Below are 21093 nucleotides of genomic sequence, written 5' to 3' on the forward strand. Positions count from 1 at the left end.
TCGGCAATCAACCCAACTCCCCCACCCGCCCGGCATCCGGCCAAAACAACGCTGCCTGCCCTTTGCGCTGGCCATTGCGGTCAATCAGCGTCCACACTTTGCCTTCATGAATCATGAAGGCATTGCCCGCCTTGTCTACCCGATAGCCGCTGTAACCATGGGCAATGCCGTGGGCCGTGACCTGTTCGAGCAATGTCTGGCGCATGGCACGGTCGAGCGGCGAAGCGCTGAAGCGCGACGGCATGCCGAGGAATTCGGAGCGCGGGTATTTGAAGCAGGCCAGGGTCTGTTGGTTGGCGTAGAAAAACAGCGGATCGTCTTCGGTGCCGTGGGCTAACAGACTGTAGGGCGCGTGCGCATGAAGCCAGTGCAGGCGCCCGGTCGGGCTCAATGAGTCCGGAGCCGGCAGGTTTTTCCCGGTCCAATGCCGATAGGAGGCGTCGATCAGCTCAATCGCCGCGGTGTACTCCTCGTTCAGCAACCCTTCCGGGCAATCACGATCAATCATCGCGCGTCAGCACTTCCAGCAACTCGATCTCGAAAATCAGGTTCGAGTTCGGCGGGATCTTGCCCATGCTGCGCTCGCCATACGCCAGATGCGCCGGCACCAGCAGCTTGCGTTTGCCGCCGACCTGCATGCCCGTGATGCCTTGGTCCCACCCCTTGATGACTCGCCCTGTGCCAATCACGCACTGGAAAGGTTTGCCACGGCTGTAGGAAGAGTCGAATTCGCTGCCGTCTTCCAGCCAACCACGATACTGGGTGGTGATCAAAGCGCCTTTGCTGGCGGCTTTACCGTCGCCCACCTGAAGATCAATTATCTGAAGCTCGTCATTCATTGAATTTCACTCGTATGCTCACTCGCCCAAAAGGGCCTGATGGGCGCCGTTTTCCCAGATTTGCCTGCGATTGGCAACCGTCCCGTTTCGGTCCGGAAGCTAAAGTGAATACTGCCTGCTCTGCGCCGCGCAATGGTGTCTCCTGCGGACAGTGGATCTTCAGCAACCCGAACCCTTATCCTTGACGCCCCGCCGTACCAAGTTGATGGAGTTTCTGTTCATGCCCCATGAAGGCAATCTGCTGCAAGCCGCTGTCGTGTTTCTGTGCGCGGCCGTGCTGATCGTGCCCCTGGCCAAGCGCCTGCAACTGGGAGCGGTGCTGGGTTATCTGTTTGCCGGGGTGATCATTGGCCCTTCGGTGCTGGGGCTTATCGACAATCCGCAGAGCGTCGCCAATATCTCCGAACTCGGTGTGGTGCTGCTGCTGTTCATCATTGGCCTGGAACTGTCACCGCGACGCTTGTGGGTGATGCGCAAGTCGGTGTTCGGTGTGGGTTTGGCGCAGGTGTTGCTGACCGGTTCGACGATTGGCGTCGTAGCGCTGTTTGTCTTCGGTCAACCGTTGAACAGTGCGATCGTTCTGGGCCTTGGCCTGGCGTTGTCGTCCACCGCATTCGGCCTGCAAAGCCTGGCCGAGCGCAAGGAGTTGACCAGCCCCCACGGGCGGCTGGCGTTTGCGATTCTGCTGTTCCAGGACATTGCTGCGATCCCGCTGATCGCCATGGTGCCGTTGCTCGCCGGGGGCAGTCACAGCGCCAGTGCCGCCGAAAACCTGAACCACGGCTTGCAGGTGTTGGCCAGCATCGCGGTAGTGGTGGTCGGCGGACGTTATCTGCTGCGCCCGATCTTTCGCGTGGTGAGCAAAGCCGCGCTGCCTGAAGTGTTCACCGCCACGGCGTTGCTGGTAGTGATCGGCACCGCGTGGCTCATGGAATTGGCCGGTATTTCCATGGCCCTGGGGGCCTTTTTGGCCGGCCTGCTGTTGGCGGACTCCGAATACCGTCACGAACTGGAATCGCAGATCGAACCCTTCAAGGGCCTGTTGTTGGGGCTGTTTTTCATCAGCGTCGGCATGGGCGCCAACCTGAACCTGTTGCTGAGTGCGCCGATCACGGTGCTGGGCCTGACCCTGCTGTTGATTGCAATCAAGCTGCCGTTGCTGTTTATCGTCGGTCACCTGGCCGGTGGTTTGAACAAGGTCAGCGCGATTCGTCTGGGGATCGTGCTGGCGGCCGGCGGTGAATTTGCCTTCGTGGTGTTCAAGATCGGTCGCGACCATGAGCTGTTCGTGCCGCAGATGTACGACCTGCTGGTGTTGACGATCACCCTGTCGATGGCCGTGACACCTCTGTTACTGCTGGTGTGCGCGCGGCTGGTCAGCCCGAAAGTGCAACCGGTCGAAGTGCCGGAGAAATTCCGTGAAATCGATACCGACGCCCCGCGGGTGGTCATCGCCGGTATGGGCCGCATGGGGCAGATCGTTGCGCGGATCCTGCGGGCGCAGAACATCAAGTTCGTCGCCCTCGACACCTCGGTGGAAACCATCGAGCTGTCGCGCAGCTTTGGTGGTGTGCCGGTGTTCTACGGCGACCCGATGCGCCCGGAGATCCTCAACGCGGCCAAAGTGGGGGAAGCCGAGTTTTTCGTGATTGCTACCGATGATCCGGACACCAACATCAAAACGGCTGAACTGGTGCGCAAACTCTATCCGCACATGAAAATCATCGCCCGCGCCCGCAACCGCCAACACGTGCACCGCTTGATGGACGTCGGTGCACACGCGGTGCGCGAGACCTTTTACTCGAGCCTGGAAATGAGCCGGCAAACCCTGATCGGCCTCGGGTTGACCCAGGCCCAGGCCGATGCACGGATCAAGCGTTTCAAGCATCACGATGAACAGGTGCTCGAAGCCCAGCATGCCGTGTATGACGACGCGGCGAAGGTTCTGCAAACGGCACAGGAAGCGCGGGCGGAACTGGCGCGCTTGTTTGAGTCCGATGAGCTCGAAGAGCGAGCGGGAAGCAAAACAAGGACACCTCAATGAGTGACGCTGACTCGTCTTCGCCCGCGCTCAAGGAAATCTTCAACGTCAAGCGCCTCGAGCACATCGCCACCGAGATGACGGCGGTCTATCCCGGGTTCGACGCCAAGGCGTTCCTGACACTGACCCAGTCCGGCCTGGCGGACCTGAGCGTGATGCAGCGCATGGCCCGGGTCAGCGAATGCCTGCACGCGGTGTTGCCGCTAGATTACACAGCATCGCTGGAGGTCCTGCGCGCCCTCGCCCCGCGCCTGAACAGCGGCTTCGTCAGCATGTGCCTGCCGCACTACGTCGCCCGCTACGGCGGCCATGCGTTCGAGCAGTCGATGGATGCGCTCAAATATTTCACCTGCTTCGGCTCCTCGGAGTTTGCGATCCGCTACTTTCTGCGCAGCGACTTCGAGCGTTCGCTCAAGCTGATGCATGACTGGTCGCTGGATGACAACGAACACGTACGACGTCTGGCCAGCGAAGGCTGCCGACCGCGCCTGCCTTGGTCGTTTCGTCTGGAACAGGTCCAGGCTGACCCGCGCCTCGCCGTAAAAATCCTCGACAATCTGAAGGCCGACACCAGCCTTTACGTACGCAAATCCGTGGCCAATCACCTCAACGACATCACTAAGGACCATCCCGAGTGGGTGCTGGAGTTGATCGAAGGCTGGTCGCTGGATAACAAACACACCGCGTGGATCGCCAAACATGCCTTGCGCAGCCTGATCAAACAGGGCAACCCGCGTGCGTTGGCGATTATTGGTGCGGGTGGCAAGCCAGAAGTGGACATCAGCGAGTTACAGATCAATCCGCCGGTGATGGGTCTGGGGGAAAAGATCACCCTGTCCTTTGTCGTCAAATCCACGGTTGAGGACAGTCAGCGTCTGGTGATCGATTACGCCATCGATTACGTCAAAGCCAACGGCAGCACGTCGGCGAAGGTGTTCAAGCTCAAGACGCTGACACTGCCCGGCATGGCCAGCGAAACCGTCAGCCGGGGGCAACAGATCAAGGAACTCACGACGCGCCGGCATTATGCGGGCGTTCACGCCGTGCACATCATGGTGAATGGGGAACGGTTGGCCAGTACACAATTCGAGATCGTTTGACTGCATTTCTTCGTTAGAACCGGACCTGTAGGAGCTGGCTTGCCGGCGAATGGGCCTTGAACATGATGAAAACCTTGAGACCTCTTCGCCGGCAAGCCGGCTCCTACAGGGGATTGGGGGGCAGTAGCAGGGCTTGCTCCCGCTCACACAACTCCACCACATAATCCCACAGCACCCTTAGCCGCACAGACTTGTGCAGCTCGCGGCGGGTGCTGATCCAGTAGCTGCGCTGGATGCTTTCGTCCGGCAGCAGCGGTACCAGTCCCGGATCGTCGCTGGCCATGTAACACGGCAGCACCGCGATCCCCAACCCCGACCGCGCCGCTTGTTGTTGGGCGATCACGCTGGTGCTGTGGAACACCACCTGCGGGTTACGGCAGAAGCTGTTGAGGAACATCAATTCCTGGCTGAACAGCAAATCATCGACATAACCGATCCACGCGTGGCGCCCAAGGTCTTCGCGGCTGCGCAGCGGTGGCGAACGGTCGAGATAAGCCTGGCTGGCATAGAGCGCCAGGCGATAGTCCGTGAGCTTGCGGGTGACCAGCATGTCGGCGGACGGGCGTTCGAGGTGGATGCTGATCTCCGCCTCACGGTTGAGGATGCTGACAAAGCGCGGCACCGCCACCAACTCCACTTCCAGCCCCGGGTAGCGCTCGAACAAGCCGTTCATGCGACTGGCCAGGAACATGATGCCCAGCCCTTCCGTCACCCCGACACGGATCTTGCCCAGTGGCGCCGTGGACTGGGTGATTTCTTCCTGCGCCAGCAACGCGACGTTTTCCATGGCCTCGGCGTGTTTAAGCAACGCTTCGCCGGCCGGGGTCAGTTCATAGCCTTGGGCGTGTTGAACAAACAACGCCGTGCCGAGGCTCTTTTCGATGGCTTCGATGTGCCGCGCCACGGTGGCGTGCGTCGTGTTCAACCGGCGTGCCGCCGTAAGCAAACGCCCGCTGCGCTGCAATTCGAGGAAAAACCGCAAGTCGTTCCAGTCAAACATGATTCGTCCCTGGTTGTTCGCTGTGGATGGGCTGTTTAAAAACGCACAGCCGCTGCGCAAAAACTAACATTCTTTTGACGAAAGCTAACAACTAGGATGACAGGCAACAAGAACAACAAACGAGGTCAGGGATGCAGACTTCCCTTGATGAATACGACTTCATCGTGGTCGGGGCCGGGCCGGCCGGGTGTTTGCTGGCCAATCGACTGTCGGGCGATCCGCAGCACCGCGTGCTGTTGCTCGAAGCCGGGGGCCGCGACAACTATGCGTGGATTCACATCCCCGTGGGTTACCTGTTCTGCATCGGCAACCCGCGCACCGACTGGTGCTTCAAGACCGAGGCGCAACCGGGCCTGCAAGGCCGCGCCCTGAGCTATCCGCGCGGCAAAGTACTGGGCGGCTGCTCTTCGATCAACGGCATGATCTACATGCGTGGCCAGGCCGGGGACTACGACGGCTGGGCGGCCGACGGCAATCCGGGATGGGCCTGGCAGGACGTGCTGCCGCTGTTCAAGAAAAGCGAAAACCACTTTGCCGGTGATTCTGAGTTTCACGGCGCCAGCGGCGACTGGCGGGTCGAGCGCCAGCGTCTGTCCTGGCCGATCCTCGATGCCTTTCGTAACGCCGCCGAACAAAGCGGCATTGCCAGCATCGATGACTTCAACCAGGGCGACAACGAAGGTTGCGGCTACTTTCAGGTCAATCAGAAGGCCGGTATTCGCTGGAATGCGGCCAAGGCGTTTCTCAAACCGGCTCGGCATCGACCCAATCTCACCGTGCTGACCGGCGTTGAAGTCGACCGCGTACTGCTGGAAAACGGCCGGGCGGCGGCAGTTAGTGCCCGCTGGCAAGATCAGGCCAGGACCTTCAAGGCGCGCAAGGAAATCATCCTGTGCGCGGGCTCCGTCGGGTCGCCGAGCATCCTGCAACGTTCCGGTATCGGACCGCGTCCGTTGCTGGAGCGACTGGGGATCGGCATCGCCCATGAGCTGTCCGGCGTGGGCGCCAATCTGCAGGATCACCTGCAGTTGCGGCTGATCTACAAACTGGAAAACGCCCGCACCCTGAATCAAATCGCGGGCAGCCTGTGGGGCAAGATGGGCATGGGCCTGCGCTACCTCTATGACCGCAGCGGCCCGCTGTCCATGGCGCCGAGTCAGCTCGGTGCATTCGCCCGTTCCGGCCCGGAACAGACTTCAGCGAACCTTGAGTACCACGTGCAACCGCTGTCGCTGGAGCGCTTTGGCGAACCGCTGCATGCGTTCCCGGCGTTTACGGCGTCGGTCTGCGACCTGCGTCCGCAAAGCCGTGGCCGGGTGGAAATCCGCTCCGCCGATCCGCAGGAAGCGCCGCTGATTCAACCCAATTACCTGAGTCATCCGGAGGATTTGCGCGTCGCCGCCGACGCGATCCGGCTGACCCGACGCATCGTGGCCGCCCCGGCCCTGAAGGCATTCAAACCGGTCGAGTACCTGCCCGGTGACAGCCTGCAAAGCGAAGAACAACTGCACGAAGCCGCCGCCCGAATCGGTACGACGATTTTCCATCCGGTGGGCACCTGCCGCATGGGCAACGACGCCGCTGCGGTGGTCGATGCCCAACTGCGCGTGCACGGCATCCCCGGCCTGCGCATCGCCGATGCCTCGATCATGCCGCGCATCACCTCGGGCAACACCTGCTCACCGACGTTGATGATTGCCGAGAAAGCGGCACAGATGATCCTTAACCCAGACACAAGGAGCGTGAAGCAGTCAATGGAACTGTCAGCAAACGCCTGAACTCGGTACACAAACATGTAGGAGCCGGCTTGCTGGCGAAAGCGGCGCATCAGTCAACGTTGATGTCGACTCACGGTCGCCTTCGCCGGCAAGCCGGCGCCTACAGGGATGTCCGATGCATCGACAGCGGCACCCGCCCACAAGGCAGGTGCCGACAGTGGAACAACAAAAACAATCACTGTGAGGGATACCGGTATGTCAGAGAACGTTCAAACCCTGGAAGCCGTGCGCAGCGCGGGCACCAGTCAGGAAACCCAGAAAGTCATCTTTGCCTCCTCCCTCGGGACGGTCTTCGAGTGGTATGACTTTTTCCTCTACGGCGCCCTCGCGGCGGTGATCAGCAAACAGTTTTTCGCCGGGGTCAACGACACCACGGCGTTCATTTTTGCCCTGATGGCGTTCGCCGCCGGTTTCGTCGTGCGACCATTCGGTGCGCTGGTGTTCGGTCGGTTGGGAGACATGATCGGACGCAAATACACCTTCCTCGCCACCATCGTCCTCATGGGCCTGGCGACGTTCTGCGTCGGGTTGCTGCCGACTTACGCCAGCATCGGCATCGCCGCGCCGATCATTCTGGTGGTGCTGCGCATGCTTCAGGGCCTGGCCTTGGGCGGTGAATACGGCGGCGCTGCCACTTATGTCGCAGAGCACGCGCCCATCGGCAAGCGTGGTTTCCACACCAGCTGGATTCAGTCGACCGCGACCCTCGGCTTGCTGCTGTCGCTGCTGGTGGTACTGGGCTGCCGTTACTTCACGGGCGACCAGTTCGAAGTCTGGGGCTGGCGCATTCCGTTCCTGTTTTCCATCGTGCTGCTGGGCATCTCGACCTGGATCCGCATGAGCCTGCACGAATCGCCGGCCTTCGTGAAAATGAAAGAAGAAGGCAAGCTGTGCAAACAGCCGATTCGTGAGTCGTTCGGCAAATGGGAAAACCTCAAAGTCGTCTTGATTGCCCTGTTCAGCATCAACGCCGGACAAGCGGTGACCTTTTACGCTGCGCAATTTTACGTGCTGTTCTTCCTCACCCAGTTCCTGAGGATGGACCCGGCGGTGGCCAATGGCTTGCTGATCATCAGCGTGACCATCGGTGCGCCGTTCTTCATCTTCTTCGGCTGGCTGTCGGACAAGGTCGGGCGTAAACCGGTATTAATGCTGGGGCTGTTACTCGCCACCGCTTTGTACTTCCCGATCTTCAAGACCCTGGCCCACTACGCCAACCCGGCCATCGACCAGGCCAGCCGTCAGGCGCCGATAACCGTGATGGCCGACCCGGCGACCTGCACATTCCAGTTCGACCCGGTGGGCAAGGCGAAATTTGATAGCCCGTGCGACAAGGTCAAGACCTTCCTGGTCAAGCAAGGCCTGCCGTACCAAAGCGCAGCGGCCCCGGCCGGCAGCGACGTGCAGATCAGTATTGGTGACGTGAAGATCGACGGCTTCGACGAAGCGGCCCTGCGCGGCGCCGTGACCCTCGCCGGTTACCCGCAGCAGGCGGACCTGCAGCAGATCAACAAACCGATGATCGTCGCGCTGATCGTGGCGCTGATCATCATTTCCGCCATGTGCTACGGCCCACTGGCGGCGCTGATGGTCGAGCTGTTCCCGACCCGCATCCGCTACACCTCGATGTCCCTGCCCTACCACATCGGCAACGGCTGGTTCGGCGGTTTCCTGCCGACCGTGTCGTTCGCGCTGGTGGTGTACACCGGGGATATTTTCTACGGGCTTTGGTACCCGGTGGTGATCACCGGGGTGAGTCTGGTGGTGGGGATGATCTGTTTGCGAGAGACGCGTAACGTCGATCTGGACAAGAACTGAGATCGACCCGAATCCTGTAGGAGCGAGCCTGCTCGCGATGGTCGTAAACGAAAACGCGTGTTGTCTGGATAAACACGGCGTTCTCGAGTCCATCGCGAGCAGGCTCGCTCCTACACGGGCAGTGCCAATGAAAAAAATCGCGTTTAAACCTCGGCGTCGAGCAACTCGAACTTCACTTGATCCGGGTAGAACGCCACATATCCTTTAATCTGATCGACAGACACCTTGGGGTTCTCATAACTCCACACCGCATTCGCACCTTCATGCCCCGGCACCTGCAAGCTGAAATAGCTGGCATCGCCCTTGAAGGGGCAATAGCTGGTGTGATCGGTGCGGGCGAAATACTTCTCGTCGATGTCCTCGCGCGGCACGTAGTACACCGGCGGGTAATTGGCCTCCAGCAGTACCAATGCCCGCGCCGAAGCGGCCACCTGGATACCGTGAAACTTCACCAACAAACAGCCAGGCTGCTCGGCGATGGTGATGACAGGGCTAGGACCGGAGCTTTTCATGGAAAACGTTCCTCATGACGGTGATGGACCTGTAGGCAAGGCTGCCGGTGACGGTGGCAGCGCCGAAACCTATGAATGCCGACCTATCAGGTATAACCCAAGTTCCGCCATTTCGACGGCTTCACAGCCGAACGGGAGCCCTGCGCTTCAAGCATTCAATTGCGCCAGATAAGTCCAGGGATAGATGCCCCGCTCGTGGCCATCGCTGAACACCAACTGCACGCCATAGCCTTGCGGGTTCAATTCGATGACCCGAACCCGTGCATCGACCATCGGCGTCAGGCCCTGCAAACGAAAGGCTCGGCATTGCGAGCACGGGCACTGGCGGCGCAGCTCGGCGTGGTCGAGCCGTTGTTCGCGACCGTCCGGCCAGTTCAGGCGCAATTGCCGAGCGCTTGTCGAATTTCCCACTGACAGCGGACTCATTGAAGTTGACTCAAGGCGATGCGCACCGCTTTGCGCACCTCAGGATCACCATCGTCCTGCGCGGCTTGCAACGCGGCGATGGCCCGTTGATCGCTCAATTCGCCCAAGGCCAACGCCGCTTCCTTGCGCAGGTTGCTGATGCGGTGGCCGAGGGTTTCGATCAGCGCATCGAGCGCGGGGGCATAGCGCAAACGACCGAGACTGCGGGTGGCGCGCAAACGCACTTGCCAATAATCGTCGCCCAAGGCCTGGACCAGGGCCGGGCCGGCGTCGATGTGTCCGACCTTGCCCAAAGTGGTGGCGGCTTCTTCGCGCACTTGCCAGGCCTGATCCTGCAATGCCTGGCGCAGTGCCGGCAGCACCTGAGCGTCAGATGCCAGACCGAGGGCACCGGTAGCGGCGCGGCGCACTTCCGTGTCCGGATCATCGCTGGCCAATTGCGCCAATGCCGGCAAGGCTTCGAGTTGCTTGAGCCAGCCCAGCACGCCGACGGCTTCGCGGCGTACGCCAGCGTCCTCATCGTTCAGCGCGTTGGCAGCCGCCGTAGCGGCATCGGCGCAACGCAGCTCGCGCAATGCCCGGAACGCGGCAATGCGCACACGGAGGTCGGCATGCCCGGTCCACGGCAGAATCACCCGCCCCGCCGCTGCACTTTTCAGCAGGCTGAGGCTTTGTGCCGCGGCGGCCTGCACCGCTTCGCTCGGATCGGTCAGCGCCTGACACAACGCCTGAACCACCGGTTCATCCTCCCAGGCTTCGAGCAAGCGCGCGGCCTCGGCGCGGACCTCTTCGGTCGGGTCCTGAGAGAGTCGATCCACCAGCCACAGCAGGCCGTCCGGTTCTTCAAGGTCAGCCAGTTCGATCAGGGCAATCCGGCGCACGCCGGGGTCCTCATCGGTCAGACGTGGTTGCAGGGCGAGAATGTCGGCGTTGTCGGTTACAGCAAAAAGTGAGGTCATAGGGCAAACCGCGGCAGTTTGTTTTCAGGAGGCAGTCCGAGAGGGTTCAGGCGTGGCAGCTGCCGACCGTCTTCGTGACGCAGGAGTTCGAGGCAATGGCGCTTCAAGCGTGAAAATTCGTGGCTCGTCACCAATTCGGTGGTGCGAGGCCGGGGGAAATCGAGGCGCAGGTCTTCGATGATGCGGCCCGGTCGTGAGCTCATGACCAACAGCCGGTCGGCAAGGAACAGCGCTTCGTCGATGTCATGGGTGACAAACACCACGGTGGTGCGGATGCGCGTCCAGATATCCAGCAGCAGTTCTTGCATATTCAAGCGGGTCAAGGCGTCGAGGGCACCGAACGGTTCGTCCATCAGCAACAGCCGCGGACGATTGACCAGCACCCGGGCGATTTCCACCCGTTGTTGCATGCCGCCGGAAAGCTGATCCGGCCATCGCTCGGCAAAGCCTTCAAGGCCCACCAGCGCGAGGATTTCGTCGGCGGCTTTATGCCGTTCGACTTTGCCGATACCGCGCATTTTCAGCCCGAAAGCGACGTTGTCGCGCACCGTGCGCCACGGGAACAGCGTGTGTTGCTGAAACACCATGCCGCGCTGCGGCGAGGGGCCGGACACCGCCGCGCCATCCACCGTGAGCGTTCCGGCACGCGGCTGCAAGTGACCGGCCAGCGCGCCGAGCAACGTGGATTTGCCGCAACCGGACGGCCCGAGAATGCACACGAACTGCCCCGGTTCGATCTGGCAATCGAGGCCCTGTACGGCTTCGAACGCCGCGTGGCCTTCGCCCAGGCTGATCGACAAGCCGCGAATATCTATTCGCCCTTCAGGGTGTTGAAACGCGCTCATCAGCTTTTCCCTCGTGGACGGTGCCAAGGCGTGAACAGCCCGCCCAGGCGTTTGATCAACAGGCTGCTGCCCATCCCCAACACCCCGATCAGCAACATGCCGACGACAATGTCGGCGTAGTTCTGGATGGTGTACGACTCCCAGGTGTAGTAACCGATGCCGTACTGGCCAGAGATCATTTCTGCCGTCACCAGGCAGAACCACGACGTGCCCATGCCGATGGCGAGGCCAGTGATGATGCTGGGCGCAGCACCGGGCAAGATCACTTCCAGCAGGATTGCCCGGCGCCCTGCCCCGAGGCTTTTCGCCGAGGCGATCAGCCGTGGATCGACGCCTTCGACGCCGTGCACGGTGTTGAGCAGAATCGGGAACAACGCGCCGGTGAAGGTGATGAACACCATCGACAGCTCGGATGACGGGAACATCAGGATCGCCAGGGGAATCCAAGCCACCGCCGGGATCGGGCGCAGCACTTCCAGCGGCGGCAGCAAAACGTCTTCGGCCCATTTCGAGCGCCCGATGGCCAGGCCCAGAGCGATACCGATGATCAGCGCAGCGAGGTAACCGGCGAACACCCGGCCGAGGCTGCTGCTCAGGTGTCGGCCGAGCTTGCCGGAGTCGCCCAGCCCCAGTGCGGCCTCGATCACGGCCAGCGGGGTCGGGACGTTGGCGAAGGTCACCAGGCCGAGGTTCCAGTGGTGGCTGGCGGCGAGTTGCCAGAACAAAAGGCAGAGCAGCAGTGAAGCGGCTCTGGGTATCCAGCGTGAATAGGATCGGTACACAGTTATTCCTCTCAACCAAAAAACCCGTAGGAGCTGGCTTGCCGGCGATAGCGGTAGTTAAGTCGACATCAATGTTGAATGTCCGTCAGCAATCGCCGGCAAGCCGGCTCCTACAGGGTTAGCGGGTGGCGACGGCCTGCGTTGTGGCATCGGTAAAGTCAAAGACCTTGCCGCCCTGCGCCGTGGCGTACTGCTGGGCCTGGCCCTTGAGCAGGAACGCGCTCAAACGCCCTTTCGCATCACTGGCAAACCACGCCTGATCCGCCAGCAATTTGATCCCGCTGTCGCTGGCCTGGGCATACACCGCGCGGATGTTTTTGCCTTCTTGCTTGAGGCTGGCCAGTGCGGCGAACGCTGATTCCGCCGAGGCGTACTGGCGGACTTTCGGCTCGCCACGCACCCAGATTTCGGCCACACGGCTGAAGTCGGTGATGGCTTTTCCGCTCGCCGCATCGCTCGCCTTCAGTGGCGTTTGTGCGTAGTTGGCCAATTGCGCGGTGTAGTCCAGGTTTGAGGCTTTGAAGGCGGTGCGGATGTATTGGTCGTCGATGAAGCTGTTCAGATCGAGTCCGCGATCGGCTTTCTTCAACAGCTTGAGCGTATCGATAGCCGTGCCCACGGCCTGGCGGTATTCCGGTTTCCAGCTCAGGTCGCGGGTTTGCACACCCAGCGGGCCGTGGAACAGGTAGTTGACCTCGGCATCGACGCCGGTGACCTTGGCGATCAGTTCGCTGTACTTCTCCGGTTCCGCGGCCAACAGCTGATTGGCCTCGATGCTTGCCCGCAAGTAAGCGACGACGATTTCCGGGTACTTTTTCGCGTAGGCCTGGTCGACCAGCGCGCCGTGGAATGTCGGCGCTGCGGCCTGCGAACCGTCGTAGATCTTGCGGGCGAAACCACGGCTCGGGAACAGCTCGGCAAACGGCACGAAGTCTGCGTGAGCGTCGATCTTGCCGGCCTGCAATGCGGAGCCTGCGACTTCCGGTGGCTGGGCGATGATGTTCACATCTTTCAACGGATCCCAGCCTTGAGCCGCCACGGCACGCAGCAACATGCCATGGGCGGTGGACGCGAACGGCACGGAAATGGTCTTGCCTTTGAGCTCTGCCAGCGATTGCACGCCCGACGCACTCGGCACCACGATGCCGTTGCCGCTGCCTTGTGTGCTGCCCGACAGCACGCTGATAAACAGGCTGTGCTTGCCGGCCGTTTCAAACGCCACGCCGTTGAAAGCACCGGGGAAATCGGCCATGGCGCCGAAGTCGAGTTTGCCGGCCACCATTTCATTGGTCAGGGGTGCGCCGCTGGTGAAGTTCTTCCACTGCACCTCGTACTTCGCATCTTTGTATGGGCCGTCGTGGGGCAGGTATTTGTCCAGCAGGCCCAGCTCGCGAATCAACAGACCGCCAGCGGCGCAGTTGATCGTGGTGTCCTGGGTGCCGATGGCAATGCGGATGGTTTCGGCCGAGGCCGACAAGGTGAATGACGCCAGTACCAGACCGGCAAAAGCTGCACGCAACATGAGTGTTTCCCCTCGAATCATTTATAGGATGTTCGTCTCCGCCACGATCAGGGCGCGGTGGGAAACGAGGGGTGTTTTTGAATCAGGCGTCCGGTGGTGGCCGGATGGCGGTTTTTTCGTTGTCTGGGCTGGCCTCCATCCCCCTGTAGGAGCCGGCTTGCTGGCGATGGAGTGTCAACTGAATCGATGGTGACTGGCACGCCATCGCCAGCAAGCCGGCTCCTACAAGTTTCTTGTTTCAGCGCAAGAGGTACGGAATTTCGACTTTCACAGCGCCCGTCGGGCAGTCTTTTTCACAGGGCATGCAGTACCAGCATTCATCAAACGCCATGTAGGCCTTTTGCGTGGCCGGGTTGATCGCCAGCAGGTCCATCGGGCAGACGTCGACGCACACGGTGCAGCCTTTGTGGGCGATGCATTTGTCCTCGTCGACGGTGACGGGGGCGTTGGAACGGAAGAAGATTTCCTGGGCTTGATAGGCCATTTCACGGTCTCTCTCTTGGGTGATGCTCAGGCGGCATCGGCGCGGACTCGCAGTCGGTCGTAGATCTGCATTTCTTCGGCGTCCAGCGCAATGATGTAAGGCTCCACGGCTTTCTTGAAACTGGTCATCAGGCCGTTTTCATCCTTCTTCAGATGGCAATGGCAGAACCAGTCGCTGTCGTCGCGTTGCGGGTGATCGACCCGATAGTGATAGAGCCCCCAACGGCTTTCAGCGCGGAACAATGAAGCGCGGGCAGCCATTTCGGCGCAGTCGCGGATCATGCTGACTTCCATCGCACGCATCAGTTCGTGGGCGTTGTGCGCCTTGATCTGATCGAGGTCACGCTGGATATCGCTGAAGCGTTGCAGACCGATCTGCATTTTCTTGGTCACTTTCGGCGGTTGCAGGTAGTCGTTGACGAAGCGCCGCAGTTTGTACTCGACCTGGGCCGGTGGCAGGCCGTGTTCGCGGTCCAGCGGTGCGTAGACGCGTTGTTTTTCGGTTTCGATCTGTTCGGCATCCAGCGCAGAAAACTCGCGGCCTGCGACAAAGTCCGCCGCGTTGTTGCCGGCAAACCAGCCGTAGGTAAAGGCACCCAGCATGTAGTTGTGCGGCACCGCGGCCATGTCGCCTGCCGAGTACAAACCCTTGACCGAGGTCTCGGCCTTCTCGTTGACCCACACACCGGAGGCCGAGTGACCGCTGCAAAAACCGATCTCGGAAATGTGCATCTCGACCATCTGCGTGCGGTAGTCGGTGCCGCGATTGGCGTGGAACTGGCCGCGACTCGGGCGTTCGTTGCTGTGCAAAATCTCTTCGATGTTCTGGATGGTTTCCTCGGCCAGGTGATCGAGTTTGAGGAACACCGGGCCGTTGCCGCTTTCGAGCTCCTGGTGGAACTCCCACATCATCTGCCCGCTCCAGTAGTCGCACTCGATGAAGCGTTCGCCCTTGTTGTTGGCGGTGTAGCCGCCCAGTGGGCCGGTGACGTAGGCGCAGGCCGGGCCGTTGTAATCCTTGATCAGCGGGTTGATCTGGAAGCACTCCAGGTTCGCCAGTTCCGCCCCGGCGTGATAGGCCATGGCGTAACCGTCGCCGGCATTGGTCGGGTTTTCGTAGGTGCCCATCAGGTAACCCGAAGACGGCAAGCCCAGACGCCCGGCCGCACCGCAGGCGAGGATCACGGCCTTGGCCTTGATCACATGGAAGTCAGCCGTGCGGCAATCGAAGCCCATCACGCCGTTGACCGTGCCCTCTTCATCCTTCAGCAAACGGGTGCACACGACGCGATTGGTGATGCTGACCCGTGCCCGTTTCAACTGGCGATACAGGACTTTCTTGATGTCATGCCCTTCCGGCATCGGCAACACGTAGGCGCCCATGTGGTGGACCTTTTTCACCGCGTAGTCGCCGGTCTCGTCCTTCTCGAACTTCACGCCCCAGCGGTCCAGTTGCTCGATGGTTTCGAAGCTGTGGGTCGCGTAGGCGTACACCGCTGCCTGATTGACGATGCCGTCGTTGGCAATGGTGATTTCCTTGGTGTATTGCTCCGGTGTCGAGTGGCCGGGAATGATGGCGTTGTTCAAGCCGTCCATGCCCATGCTGATCGCGCCACTGCGCTTGACGTTGGCCTTGTCGATCAACAGCACCCGCAGATCGCGGTTACGTTCCTTGGCCTTGATCGCCGCCATCGGCCCGGCGGTGCCACCGCCGATCACGACGATGTCGTATTCCTGCTCAAGCGTGTTTCGAGTCATGCCTGATCCCCTTTTTGCCTATCAATCCGCAAGCGGTACTGGAACGCATCGCCACGGTAGTAAAGGTGTTCGAAATCCACTGGCTGGCCATTGGCGTCGTGGGTCAGGCGTTCGATGCGCATGATCGGCGAGCCGGGTTCGACGTTCAGCGCCTGGGTCAGGTCGCTGTCGGCCAGTACCGCGTCGATGGCCAGGTCGGCATGACCGAGGGCCAGGCCGCAGTCGTTTTCCAGGATCAGGAAAATGTCGCGGGTGACCAGGTCGGCTTTCTCCAGGCGTTCGCCAATGGCTTTTGGCAGGTAGGTGATTTCCAGCGAGATCGGTTCGCGGTTGATCAGGCGCACCCGTTTGATCTGCGCCACGGTTTCGCCTTCGGCCACCTGCAAACGCTCGGCGACCAGTTTGTCGGCAGCAATGAATTTGAAGCTGCGCAGGCGGTTGATCACCTCGTAGCCGCGCCCGGTCATGGACTCGGCCAGGCCTTGCAGGGTGCTGACGTTCTGGAAGGTTTTCGGCTTGGCGACGAAGGTGCCCTTGCCGTGGATCTTGAAGATCAGCCCTTCCTTTTGCAGATCGCCCAACGCCTGGCGCACGGTGATGCGGCTGACTTTGAACAACGCGCCGAGTTCGCTCTCGGAAGGCATCTGGCTGTCTTGCGGATATTGGCCGTCGAGGATGCGGGCACGCAGCACGTCGCGCAGTTGGGTGTGCAGCGGAACACTGCTGAGGGATAGAACGTTATCGGTCATGAAGATCACTTGTTATAACGAGTTATGACGTGATCTTAGAGACGTTATGACAAGCTTGAGAAATACCGAATGAGCATAAGGTTAGATTCTAGCGACTAGCCCTGTAAGAGCCGGCTTGCTGGCGAAAACCGGCAACGCGCTAAATCTGACACACCGCCTTCGCCGGCAAGCCAGCTCCTACAGTGATCGCCCACCTGTAGGAGCTGCGGAGGCCTGCGATCTTTGGCTTTTACTCAGCCGATGCGCAGGGCACGCAAATCGAGACGGCCATCCTTGATCGGCGGGCACCAGTAGTAGCCACCCGTGATCGGCCGGCTGATGCGATACAAGCCGTCAGTAATCCCGTCTTCCAGACCGCTCATACGTCGCAGTTGGGCTTCGAAGGCGTCGAGGGAGAAACCGAAGGCCAGGAACATCAGGCCTGCGCGGTCACCTTCGATCCACGGCATCGAACGGCGCACCACGAACGCCTCGGGGGCGAAGCTTTCCTGGGCGGTGCGTTTGACGTGAGCGGAAACCGGCGCGTCATCGATCTCTTCGTTGTCGCTCAAGCGGCGACCCATGATGTTGTCCTTGTCCTCGGACGACATCGCGTGAAAGCCCTTCAGGTCATGCTGCCATTGCTGGATCGCGGCGAAGCTGCCGCCGACCGTGCCGTCCGCGCCCTCACCCACCAGCGCCGCAGCCACGGCGGCTTCGTCGTGCGGGTTCTCGGTGCCGTCTTCGTAGCCAGTCAGGTCATAGCCGCTCATGTGGCGGAAGGTTTCGTTCATCTGCACCAGACGCAGGGCCGGTGCCAATGCCGCTTCGATGGCGTTGCTGCGGTTGAGCAACTCGCCTCGGTCATCACCGTGCAACCAGCACCAGAGCGCATGTTGAGTCGACGGGTTGTCGACGCCGACGCCGGTCAATGCCGGGAACGTGCGCAGGCCGTCGATGTGGCGGTCCAGGGACTTGACCAGGGATTCGCCAAAGCCGGTCACCGCCGACTTGCCGTTCACCAGAGCTTGCAGTTTGTCGAGCGCAGCCGGCAGTGCAGCCGCCGATTCCAGGGCGAAGAACATATGACGGGCTTGAGGCGGAACGGGGGTGGCGAGGATGCCCGGCTGGTAATAACTCATATGAACTCCTTTTGAAAGAGTCCGAAGTTTACCTCCCACACAGTCACTTGTGTGCGCTCAGGTCAAAAGAACAGGCATCACCCCCTGCCGATTGCGGTCTACGCTTCAGACACAAGATCCAGACCCTCAACCCCTCTACTCTGCCCATCAGCGCTCAATAACGGTTAAAAAAAACCGGCATTGAGGCGTATAACCTTTGAAGTGAATTTGAACGGCAGCCGCCAGCGCATGGCTGACACCACCTACGGGGTAGCGACATGACCACAGCACCGATTCTTGGCAACCTGTTTCCCGACGCCGGCAGCATCCCGGAAAAATACCGCCTCGACGGCCCGACCGAACAGCGTGAATATCTGGTCGATGGCACGCTGAGAACCTGGCCCGGCCCGCTCGCCCAGGTCCGCAGCCCGGTTTATCTGAGCGGTCCGAACGGCGATGAACAAGCCATCCTCGGCAGCACGCCTCTGCTGGATGCCGACACCGCACTGACCGCGCTCGATGCCGCTGTCCGCGCCTACGACCGGGGTCAGGGCCTCTGGCCAACAATGCGTGTAGCCGAACGCATCCAGCACGTCGAGACCTTCCTCGCCCGCATGCGCGAACAGCGTGAAGCCGTGGTCAAGTTGCTGATGTGGGAAATCGGCAAGAACCTCAAGGACTCGGAAAAAGAGTTCGACCGCACCTGCGACTACATCGTCGACACCATCAACGCGTTGAAGGAACTCGACCGCCGCTCCAGCCGATTCGAACTGGAACAGGACACCCTCGGCCAGATCCGTCGCGTGCCCCTCGGCGTAGCCTTGTGCATGGGCCCTTACAACTATCCGCTGAACGAAACGTTTACCACGTTGATCCCGGCATTGATCATGGGCAACACCGTGGTGTTCAAACCGGCCAAGCTGGGCGTGTTGCTGATCCGTCCGTTGCTGGAAGCCTTCCGCGACAGTTTTCCGGCCGGGGTGATCAACGTCATCTATGGCAGCGGCCGCGAAACCGTCAGCGCGCTGATGGCCAGTGGCAAGATCGATATCTTCGCGTTCATCGGCACCAACAAAGCCGCCAGCGACCTGAAGAAACTGCACCCCAAACCCCATCGTTTGCGTGCGGCGTTGGGCCTGGACGCGAAAAACCCCGGAATCGTCCTGCCGGAGGTGGATCTGGACAACGCGGTCAGTGAAGCGGTCACCGGCTCGTTGTCGTTCAACGGTCAGCGCTGCACCGCGTTGAAAATCCTTTTCGTCCACGAAGACGTGGTCGAGGCCTTCATCGACAAATTCAACACCAAACTCGCCTCGCTAAAACCCGGTATGCCGTGGGAAAGCGGCGTGGCACTGACACCGCTGCCGGAGTCGGGCAAGGTCGATTACCTGCATTCATTGGTGGCGGATGCTGAGGCCAAAGGCGCCAAAGTGGTCAACCCCCATGGTGGCGAAACCCGTGCTTCGTTCTTCTACCCGGCGGTGCTTTACCCGGTCACGCCACAGATGCGCGTCTATCAGGAAGAACAGTTCGGCCCGGTGGTGCCCATCGTGCCCTATCGCCATCTGGACACCGTGATCGATTACGTCCTGGAATCGGACTTCGGCCAGCAATTGAGCATTTTCGGCACCAACCCGGTGGCGGTTGGGCGACTGGTCGACACCTTCGCCAACCAGGTCGGTCGGATCAACCTCAACGCCCAATGCCAGCGCGGCCCGGACACCTACCCATTCAACGGCCGCAAAAACTCCGCCGAGGGCACATTATCGGTACATGACGCATTGCGAGTGTTTTCAATCCGCACCTTGGTTGCGACCAAGTTCCAGGAGACCAACAAAGACTTGATCAGCGAAATCATCAGCGGCCGTAGTTCGAGTTTCCTGACCACGGATTACATTTTCTGAGGCACTGATTGAAACTTCAGGCTCCAGCCCTGTTGCATACCGGCGGCCGCCAACAGAATCGCTGCAACCCCTACCCATTGCAGCGGTTCGAGGCGGTGACCGAAGGCGAACCAATCGACGAAAATCGCTGCAATCGGATAGATGAACGACAGTGCGCCGGTCAACGCGGTCGGCAGTTTTTGAATCGCACCGTACAGCAGCACATACATCACGCCGGTGTGCACGATGCCCAGCGTCACCAGGCTGGCCCACGCACCGGGGGCTTGCGGCAGCGCGGAAAAATGCGCGAACGGTGCGAGCAACAACACGCCGGTGCTGACCTGGATCAGTGCGATCAGGTGCGGCGGCGTACCGGTCAGGCGTTTGATGATCAACGCGGCAATCGCGTAAAGGAACGCAGCACCCAGCGCCAGAACGATACCCAGCAAGTATTCGCCGCCACTCTCCCCTTGCCCGCCATGGGCACTGACAATCGCCAGCATGCCGAGGAACGAAACACCCAGCCAGGTCAGTTTCTGCGCGGTGATCTTTTCGTTGAGGAACAGTGCCGCCAGCCCGACCAGCATGAACGGCTGCACGTTATACACCGCAGTCCCGATGGCAATTGATGCACGTGAATAGGACGCGAACAACAACACCCAGTTGCCGACAATCGCCACACCGCTGAGCACCGCCAGCAGAAACGTCGTGCGGGTCAGAATGCCGGGGCGCAGAAAGCCGAACGCCGCGCAAATCAGCAGCAACGTGCCGGCGCCGAACAGGCAACGCCAGAACACCACATCCAGCACCGGTTGCCCGGAGACCAGCACGAACCAGCCGATGGTTCCGGAGATCAGCATGGCGGCCGTCATTTCGAATGAACCGCGACGTATTGTGTTGTCCATCATCAGACTCCTGTGTTTGTGGGCAAAGTATGCCAATGGTCTGAGGGGCATCTCCAGCGTATAAAGCAGGTTAAACTCTGAATCTGCCTTTTTTACGAAGGCGATTGTCGATAATTGCCTAATAGAGGTTTTCGCCATGACCGATGATATCGACCAGGTGCTGATCACGGCCCTGATGGAAGACTCGCGACGCTCACTCAAGGCCCTGGCGCAGATCAGTGGCTTGTCTTCACCCAGTGTTGCCGAACGCCTGCGCCGCCTGGAGGAGCGTGGCGTGCTCAAGGGCTACACCGTGGAAATCGACCCGAAATGTTTCGGTTATCAACTGCAGGCCATCGTGCGCATACGCCCGTTGCCAGGTCAGTTGCAGGAAGTCGAACGGCAGATCATGGCCATTCCCGAGTTCACCGAGTGCGACAAGGTCACCGGTGACGACTGCTTCATTGCGCGCCTGCATGTGCGCTCGATGGAACAACTGGACACACTTCTCGACCGCCTCAATACCCACGCCGAAACCAACACCGCTATCATCAAGAAAACCTCGGTTAAACGCCGGTTACCGCCGATGGAATAAATGATCTTTGACCTTGCAT

Annotated in this window: 20 protein-coding genes; 6 read left to right on the forward strand and 14 right to left on the reverse strand. The window is 60.6% G+C overall.

Going from position 1 to position 21093, the window contains the following annotated elements; all coding sequences use genetic code 11:
• Window positions 1-7 precede the first annotated feature (7 nt).
• Both QYH43_RS05130 and QYH43_RS05135 read right to left on the reverse strand, forming a co-directional pair.
• Entirely contained in the window at window positions 8-508 is a 501-nt protein-coding gene (locus QYH43_RS05130; RefSeq protein ID WP_095057792.1) for an MEKHLA domain-containing protein, read from the reverse strand.
• Complete coding sequence (locus QYH43_RS05135) at window positions 501-839, reverse strand: FKBP-type peptidyl-prolyl cis-trans isomerase (protein ID WP_095057791.1); 339 nt, start codon at window positions 837-839, stop codon at window positions 501-503. The genes QYH43_RS05130 and QYH43_RS05135 overlap by 8 nt, the downstream gene beginning before the upstream one ends.
• Window positions 840-1059: 220 nt before the next feature.
• Here QYH43_RS05135 and QYH43_RS05140 point away from each other — a divergent pair, with 220 nt between their 5' ends.
• Window positions 1060-2883 carry a monovalent cation:proton antiporter-2 (CPA2) family protein gene (locus QYH43_RS05140; protein WP_301156561.1) on the forward strand — a complete coding sequence of 608 codons (1824 nt, stop codon included), beginning with the start codon at window positions 1060-1062 and terminating at the stop codon, window positions 2881-2883.
• Window positions 2880-3980, forward strand: coding sequence for a DNA alkylation repair protein (locus tag QYH43_RS05145; RefSeq protein ID WP_301156562.1), 1101 nt, complete (start codon window positions 2880-2882; stop codon window positions 3978-3980). Before QYH43_RS05140 ends, QYH43_RS05145 begins: the two co-directional genes overlap by 4 nt.
• Window positions 3981-4083: 103 nt before the next feature.
• On the opposite strand, the gene QYH43_RS05150 is transcribed toward QYH43_RS05145, so the two are convergent.
• Window positions 4084-4980, reverse strand: coding sequence for a LysR family transcriptional regulator (locus QYH43_RS05150; RefSeq protein WP_095057787.1), 897 nt, complete (start codon window positions 4978-4980; stop codon window positions 4084-4086).
• A 131-nt stretch (window positions 4981-5111) separates the two neighbouring features.
• Here QYH43_RS05150 and QYH43_RS05155 point away from each other — a divergent pair, with 131 nt between their 5' ends.
• Together QYH43_RS05155 and QYH43_RS05160 are read left to right on the forward strand one after the other, a co-directional pair.
• Window positions 5112-6758, forward strand: coding sequence for a GMC family oxidoreductase (locus tag QYH43_RS05155; protein ID WP_301156563.1), 1647 nt, complete (start codon window positions 5112-5114; stop codon window positions 6756-6758).
• 195 nt (window positions 6759-6953) lie between these two features.
• On the forward strand, window positions 6954-8576 hold the full coding sequence (locus tag QYH43_RS05160) for an MFS transporter (RefSeq protein ID WP_095057785.1): 1623 nt from the start codon (window positions 6954-6956) through the stop codon (window positions 8574-8576).
• A 143-nt stretch (window positions 8577-8719) separates the two neighbouring features.
• Here the strand turns inward: QYH43_RS05160 and QYH43_RS05165 are convergent, their stop codons facing one another.
• From QYH43_RS05165 to QYH43_RS05210, 10 genes are all read right to left on the reverse strand, one after another.
• Window positions 8720-9088 carry a DUF427 domain-containing protein gene (locus QYH43_RS05165; RefSeq protein ID WP_095151270.1) on the reverse strand — a complete coding sequence of 123 codons (369 nt, stop codon included), beginning with the start codon at window positions 9086-9088 and terminating at the stop codon, window positions 8720-8722.
• A gap of 147 nt (window positions 9089-9235) precedes the next feature.
• On the reverse strand, window positions 9236-9514 hold the full coding sequence (locus tag QYH43_RS05170; RefSeq protein ID WP_301156564.1) for a gamma-butyrobetaine hydroxylase-like domain-containing protein: 279 nt from the start codon (window positions 9512-9514) through the stop codon (window positions 9236-9238).
• Complete coding sequence (locus QYH43_RS05175; protein WP_301156565.1) at window positions 9511-10473, reverse strand: HEAT repeat domain-containing protein; 963 nt, start codon at window positions 10471-10473, stop codon at window positions 9511-9513. Before QYH43_RS05175 ends, QYH43_RS05170 begins: the two co-directional genes overlap by 4 nt.
• The gene (locus QYH43_RS05180; protein WP_301156566.1) at window positions 10470-11318 is read right to left on the reverse strand and encodes an ABC transporter ATP-binding protein; all 849 of its coding nucleotides are present in this window, start codon (window positions 11316-11318) and stop codon (window positions 10470-10472) included. Before QYH43_RS05180 ends, QYH43_RS05175 begins: the two co-directional genes overlap by 4 nt.
• On the reverse strand, window positions 11318-12100 hold the full coding sequence (locus QYH43_RS05185) for an ABC transporter permease (protein ID WP_301156567.1): 783 nt from the start codon (window positions 12098-12100) through the stop codon (window positions 11318-11320). The genes QYH43_RS05180 and QYH43_RS05185 overlap by 1 nt, the downstream gene beginning before the upstream one ends.
• 118 nt (window positions 12101-12218) lie before the next feature.
• Window positions 12219-13643 carry an ABC transporter substrate-binding protein gene (locus QYH43_RS05190; RefSeq protein WP_301156568.1) on the reverse strand — a complete coding sequence of 475 codons (1425 nt, stop codon included), beginning with the start codon at window positions 13641-13643 and terminating at the stop codon, window positions 12219-12221.
• Between the two features lie 217 nt (window positions 13644-13860).
• Window positions 13861-14106 (reverse strand): ferredoxin family protein, encoded by a 246-nt coding sequence (locus QYH43_RS05195; protein ID WP_008050632.1) that lies wholly within the window; start codon window positions 14104-14106, stop codon window positions 13861-13863.
• A gap of 26 nt (window positions 14107-14132) precedes the next feature.
• Window positions 14133-15863 carry a fumarate reductase/succinate dehydrogenase flavoprotein subunit gene (locus QYH43_RS05200; protein WP_301156569.1) on the reverse strand — a complete coding sequence of 577 codons (1731 nt, stop codon included), beginning with the start codon at window positions 15861-15863 and terminating at the stop codon, window positions 14133-14135.
• On the reverse strand, window positions 15860-16612 hold the full coding sequence (locus QYH43_RS05205) for a GntR family transcriptional regulator (RefSeq protein WP_095057777.1): 753 nt from the start codon (window positions 16610-16612) through the stop codon (window positions 15860-15862). Before QYH43_RS05205 ends, QYH43_RS05200 begins: the two co-directional genes overlap by 4 nt.
• Before the next feature lie 233 nt (window positions 16613-16845).
• Window positions 16846-17733, reverse strand: coding sequence for a Dyp-type peroxidase (locus tag QYH43_RS05210; protein WP_301156570.1), 888 nt, complete (start codon window positions 17731-17733; stop codon window positions 16846-16848).
• A gap of 257 nt (window positions 17734-17990) precedes the next feature.
• Between QYH43_RS05210 and QYH43_RS05215 the strand changes: the two genes are divergently transcribed.
• Entirely contained in the window at window positions 17991-19616 is a 1626-nt protein-coding gene (locus QYH43_RS05215) for an NADP-dependent glyceraldehyde-3-phosphate dehydrogenase (protein ID WP_301156571.1), read from the forward strand.
• On the opposite strand, the gene QYH43_RS05220 is transcribed toward QYH43_RS05215, so the two are convergent.
• Window positions 19604-20500, reverse strand: a complete 897-nt coding sequence (locus QYH43_RS05220) for a DMT family transporter (protein ID WP_095057774.1) — start codon at window positions 20498-20500, stop codon at window positions 19604-19606. The two genes, QYH43_RS05215 and QYH43_RS05220, sit on opposite strands and share 13 nt — an antisense overlap.
• Before the next feature lie 136 nt (window positions 20501-20636).
• Here QYH43_RS05220 and QYH43_RS05225 point away from each other — a divergent pair, with 136 nt between their 5' ends.
• The gene (locus QYH43_RS05225; protein ID WP_095057773.1) at window positions 20637-21074 is read left to right on the forward strand and encodes an Lrp/AsnC family transcriptional regulator; all 438 of its coding nucleotides are present in this window, start codon (window positions 20637-20639) and stop codon (window positions 21072-21074) included.
• The last annotated feature ends 19 nt before the right edge of the window (window positions 21075-21093 follow it).

It is taken from the genome of Pseudomonas sp. C32 (genome assembly GCF_030417915.1).
GTDB lineage: Bacteria > Pseudomonadota > Gammaproteobacteria > Pseudomonadales > Pseudomonadaceae > Aquipseudomonas.

Excerpts from the sequence above, each read along its gene's own strand:
- QYH43_RS05180 (WP_301156566.1), bottom strand. The coding sequence starts at position 11,318 with ATGAGCGCGTTTCAACACCCTGAAGGGCGAATAGATATTCGCGGCTTG.
- QYH43_RS05225 (WP_095057773.1), top strand. The coding sequence starts at position 20,637 with ATGACCGATGATATCGACCAGGTGCTGATCACGGCCCTGATGGAAGAC.
- QYH43_RS05140 (WP_301156561.1), top strand. The coding sequence starts at position 1,060 with ATGCCCCATGAAGGCAATCTGCTGCAAGCCGCTGTCGTGTTTCTGTGC.
- QYH43_RS05150 (WP_095057787.1), bottom strand. The coding sequence starts at position 4,980 with ATGTTTGACTGGAACGACTTGCGGTTTTTCCTCGAATTGCAGCGCAGC.
- QYH43_RS05130 (WP_095057792.1), bottom strand. The coding sequence starts at position 508 with ATGATTGATCGTGATTGCCCGGAAGGGTTGCTGAACGAGGAGTACACC.
- QYH43_RS05145 (WP_301156562.1), top strand. The coding sequence starts at position 2,880 with ATGAGTGACGCTGACTCGTCTTCGCCCGCGCTCAAGGAAATCTTCAAC.
- QYH43_RS05220 (WP_095057774.1), bottom strand. The coding sequence starts at position 20,500 with ATGGACAACACAATACGTCGCGGTTCATTCGAAATGACGGCCGCCATG.
- QYH43_RS05215 (WP_301156571.1), top strand. The coding sequence starts at position 17,991 with ATGACCACAGCACCGATTCTTGGCAACCTGTTTCCCGACGCCGGCAGC.
- QYH43_RS05165 (WP_095151270.1), bottom strand. The coding sequence starts at position 9,088 with ATGAAAAGCTCCGGTCCTAGCCCTGTCATCACCATCGCCGAGCAGCCT.
- QYH43_RS05190 (WP_301156568.1), bottom strand. The coding sequence starts at position 13,643 with ATGATTCGAGGGGAAACACTCATGTTGCGTGCAGCTTTTGCCGGTCTG.
- QYH43_RS05195 (WP_008050632.1), bottom strand. The coding sequence starts at position 14,106 with ATGGCCTATCAAGCCCAGGAAATCTTCTTCCGTTCCAACGCCCCCGTC.
- QYH43_RS05210 (WP_301156570.1), bottom strand. The coding sequence starts at position 17,733 with ATGAGTTATTACCAGCCGGGCATCCTCGCCACCCCCGTTCCGCCTCAA.
- QYH43_RS05205 (WP_095057777.1), bottom strand. The coding sequence starts at position 16,612 with ATGACCGATAACGTTCTATCCCTCAGCAGTGTTCCGCTGCACACCCAA.
- QYH43_RS05135 (WP_095057791.1), bottom strand. The coding sequence starts at position 839 with ATGAATGACGAGCTTCAGATAATTGATCTTCAGGTGGGCGACGGTAAA.
- QYH43_RS05200 (WP_301156569.1), bottom strand. The coding sequence starts at position 15,863 with ATGACTCGAAACACGCTTGAGCAGGAATACGACATCGTCGTGATCGGC.
- QYH43_RS05160 (WP_095057785.1), top strand. The coding sequence starts at position 6,954 with ATGTCAGAGAACGTTCAAACCCTGGAAGCCGTGCGCAGCGCGGGCACC.
- QYH43_RS05170 (WP_301156564.1), bottom strand. The coding sequence starts at position 9,514 with ATGAGTCCGCTGTCAGTGGGAAATTCGACAAGCGCTCGGCAATTGCGC.
- QYH43_RS05155 (WP_301156563.1), top strand. The coding sequence starts at position 5,112 with ATGCAGACTTCCCTTGATGAATACGACTTCATCGTGGTCGGGGCCGGG.
- QYH43_RS05175 (WP_301156565.1), bottom strand. The coding sequence starts at position 10,473 with ATGACCTCACTTTTTGCTGTAACCGACAACGCCGACATTCTCGCCCTG.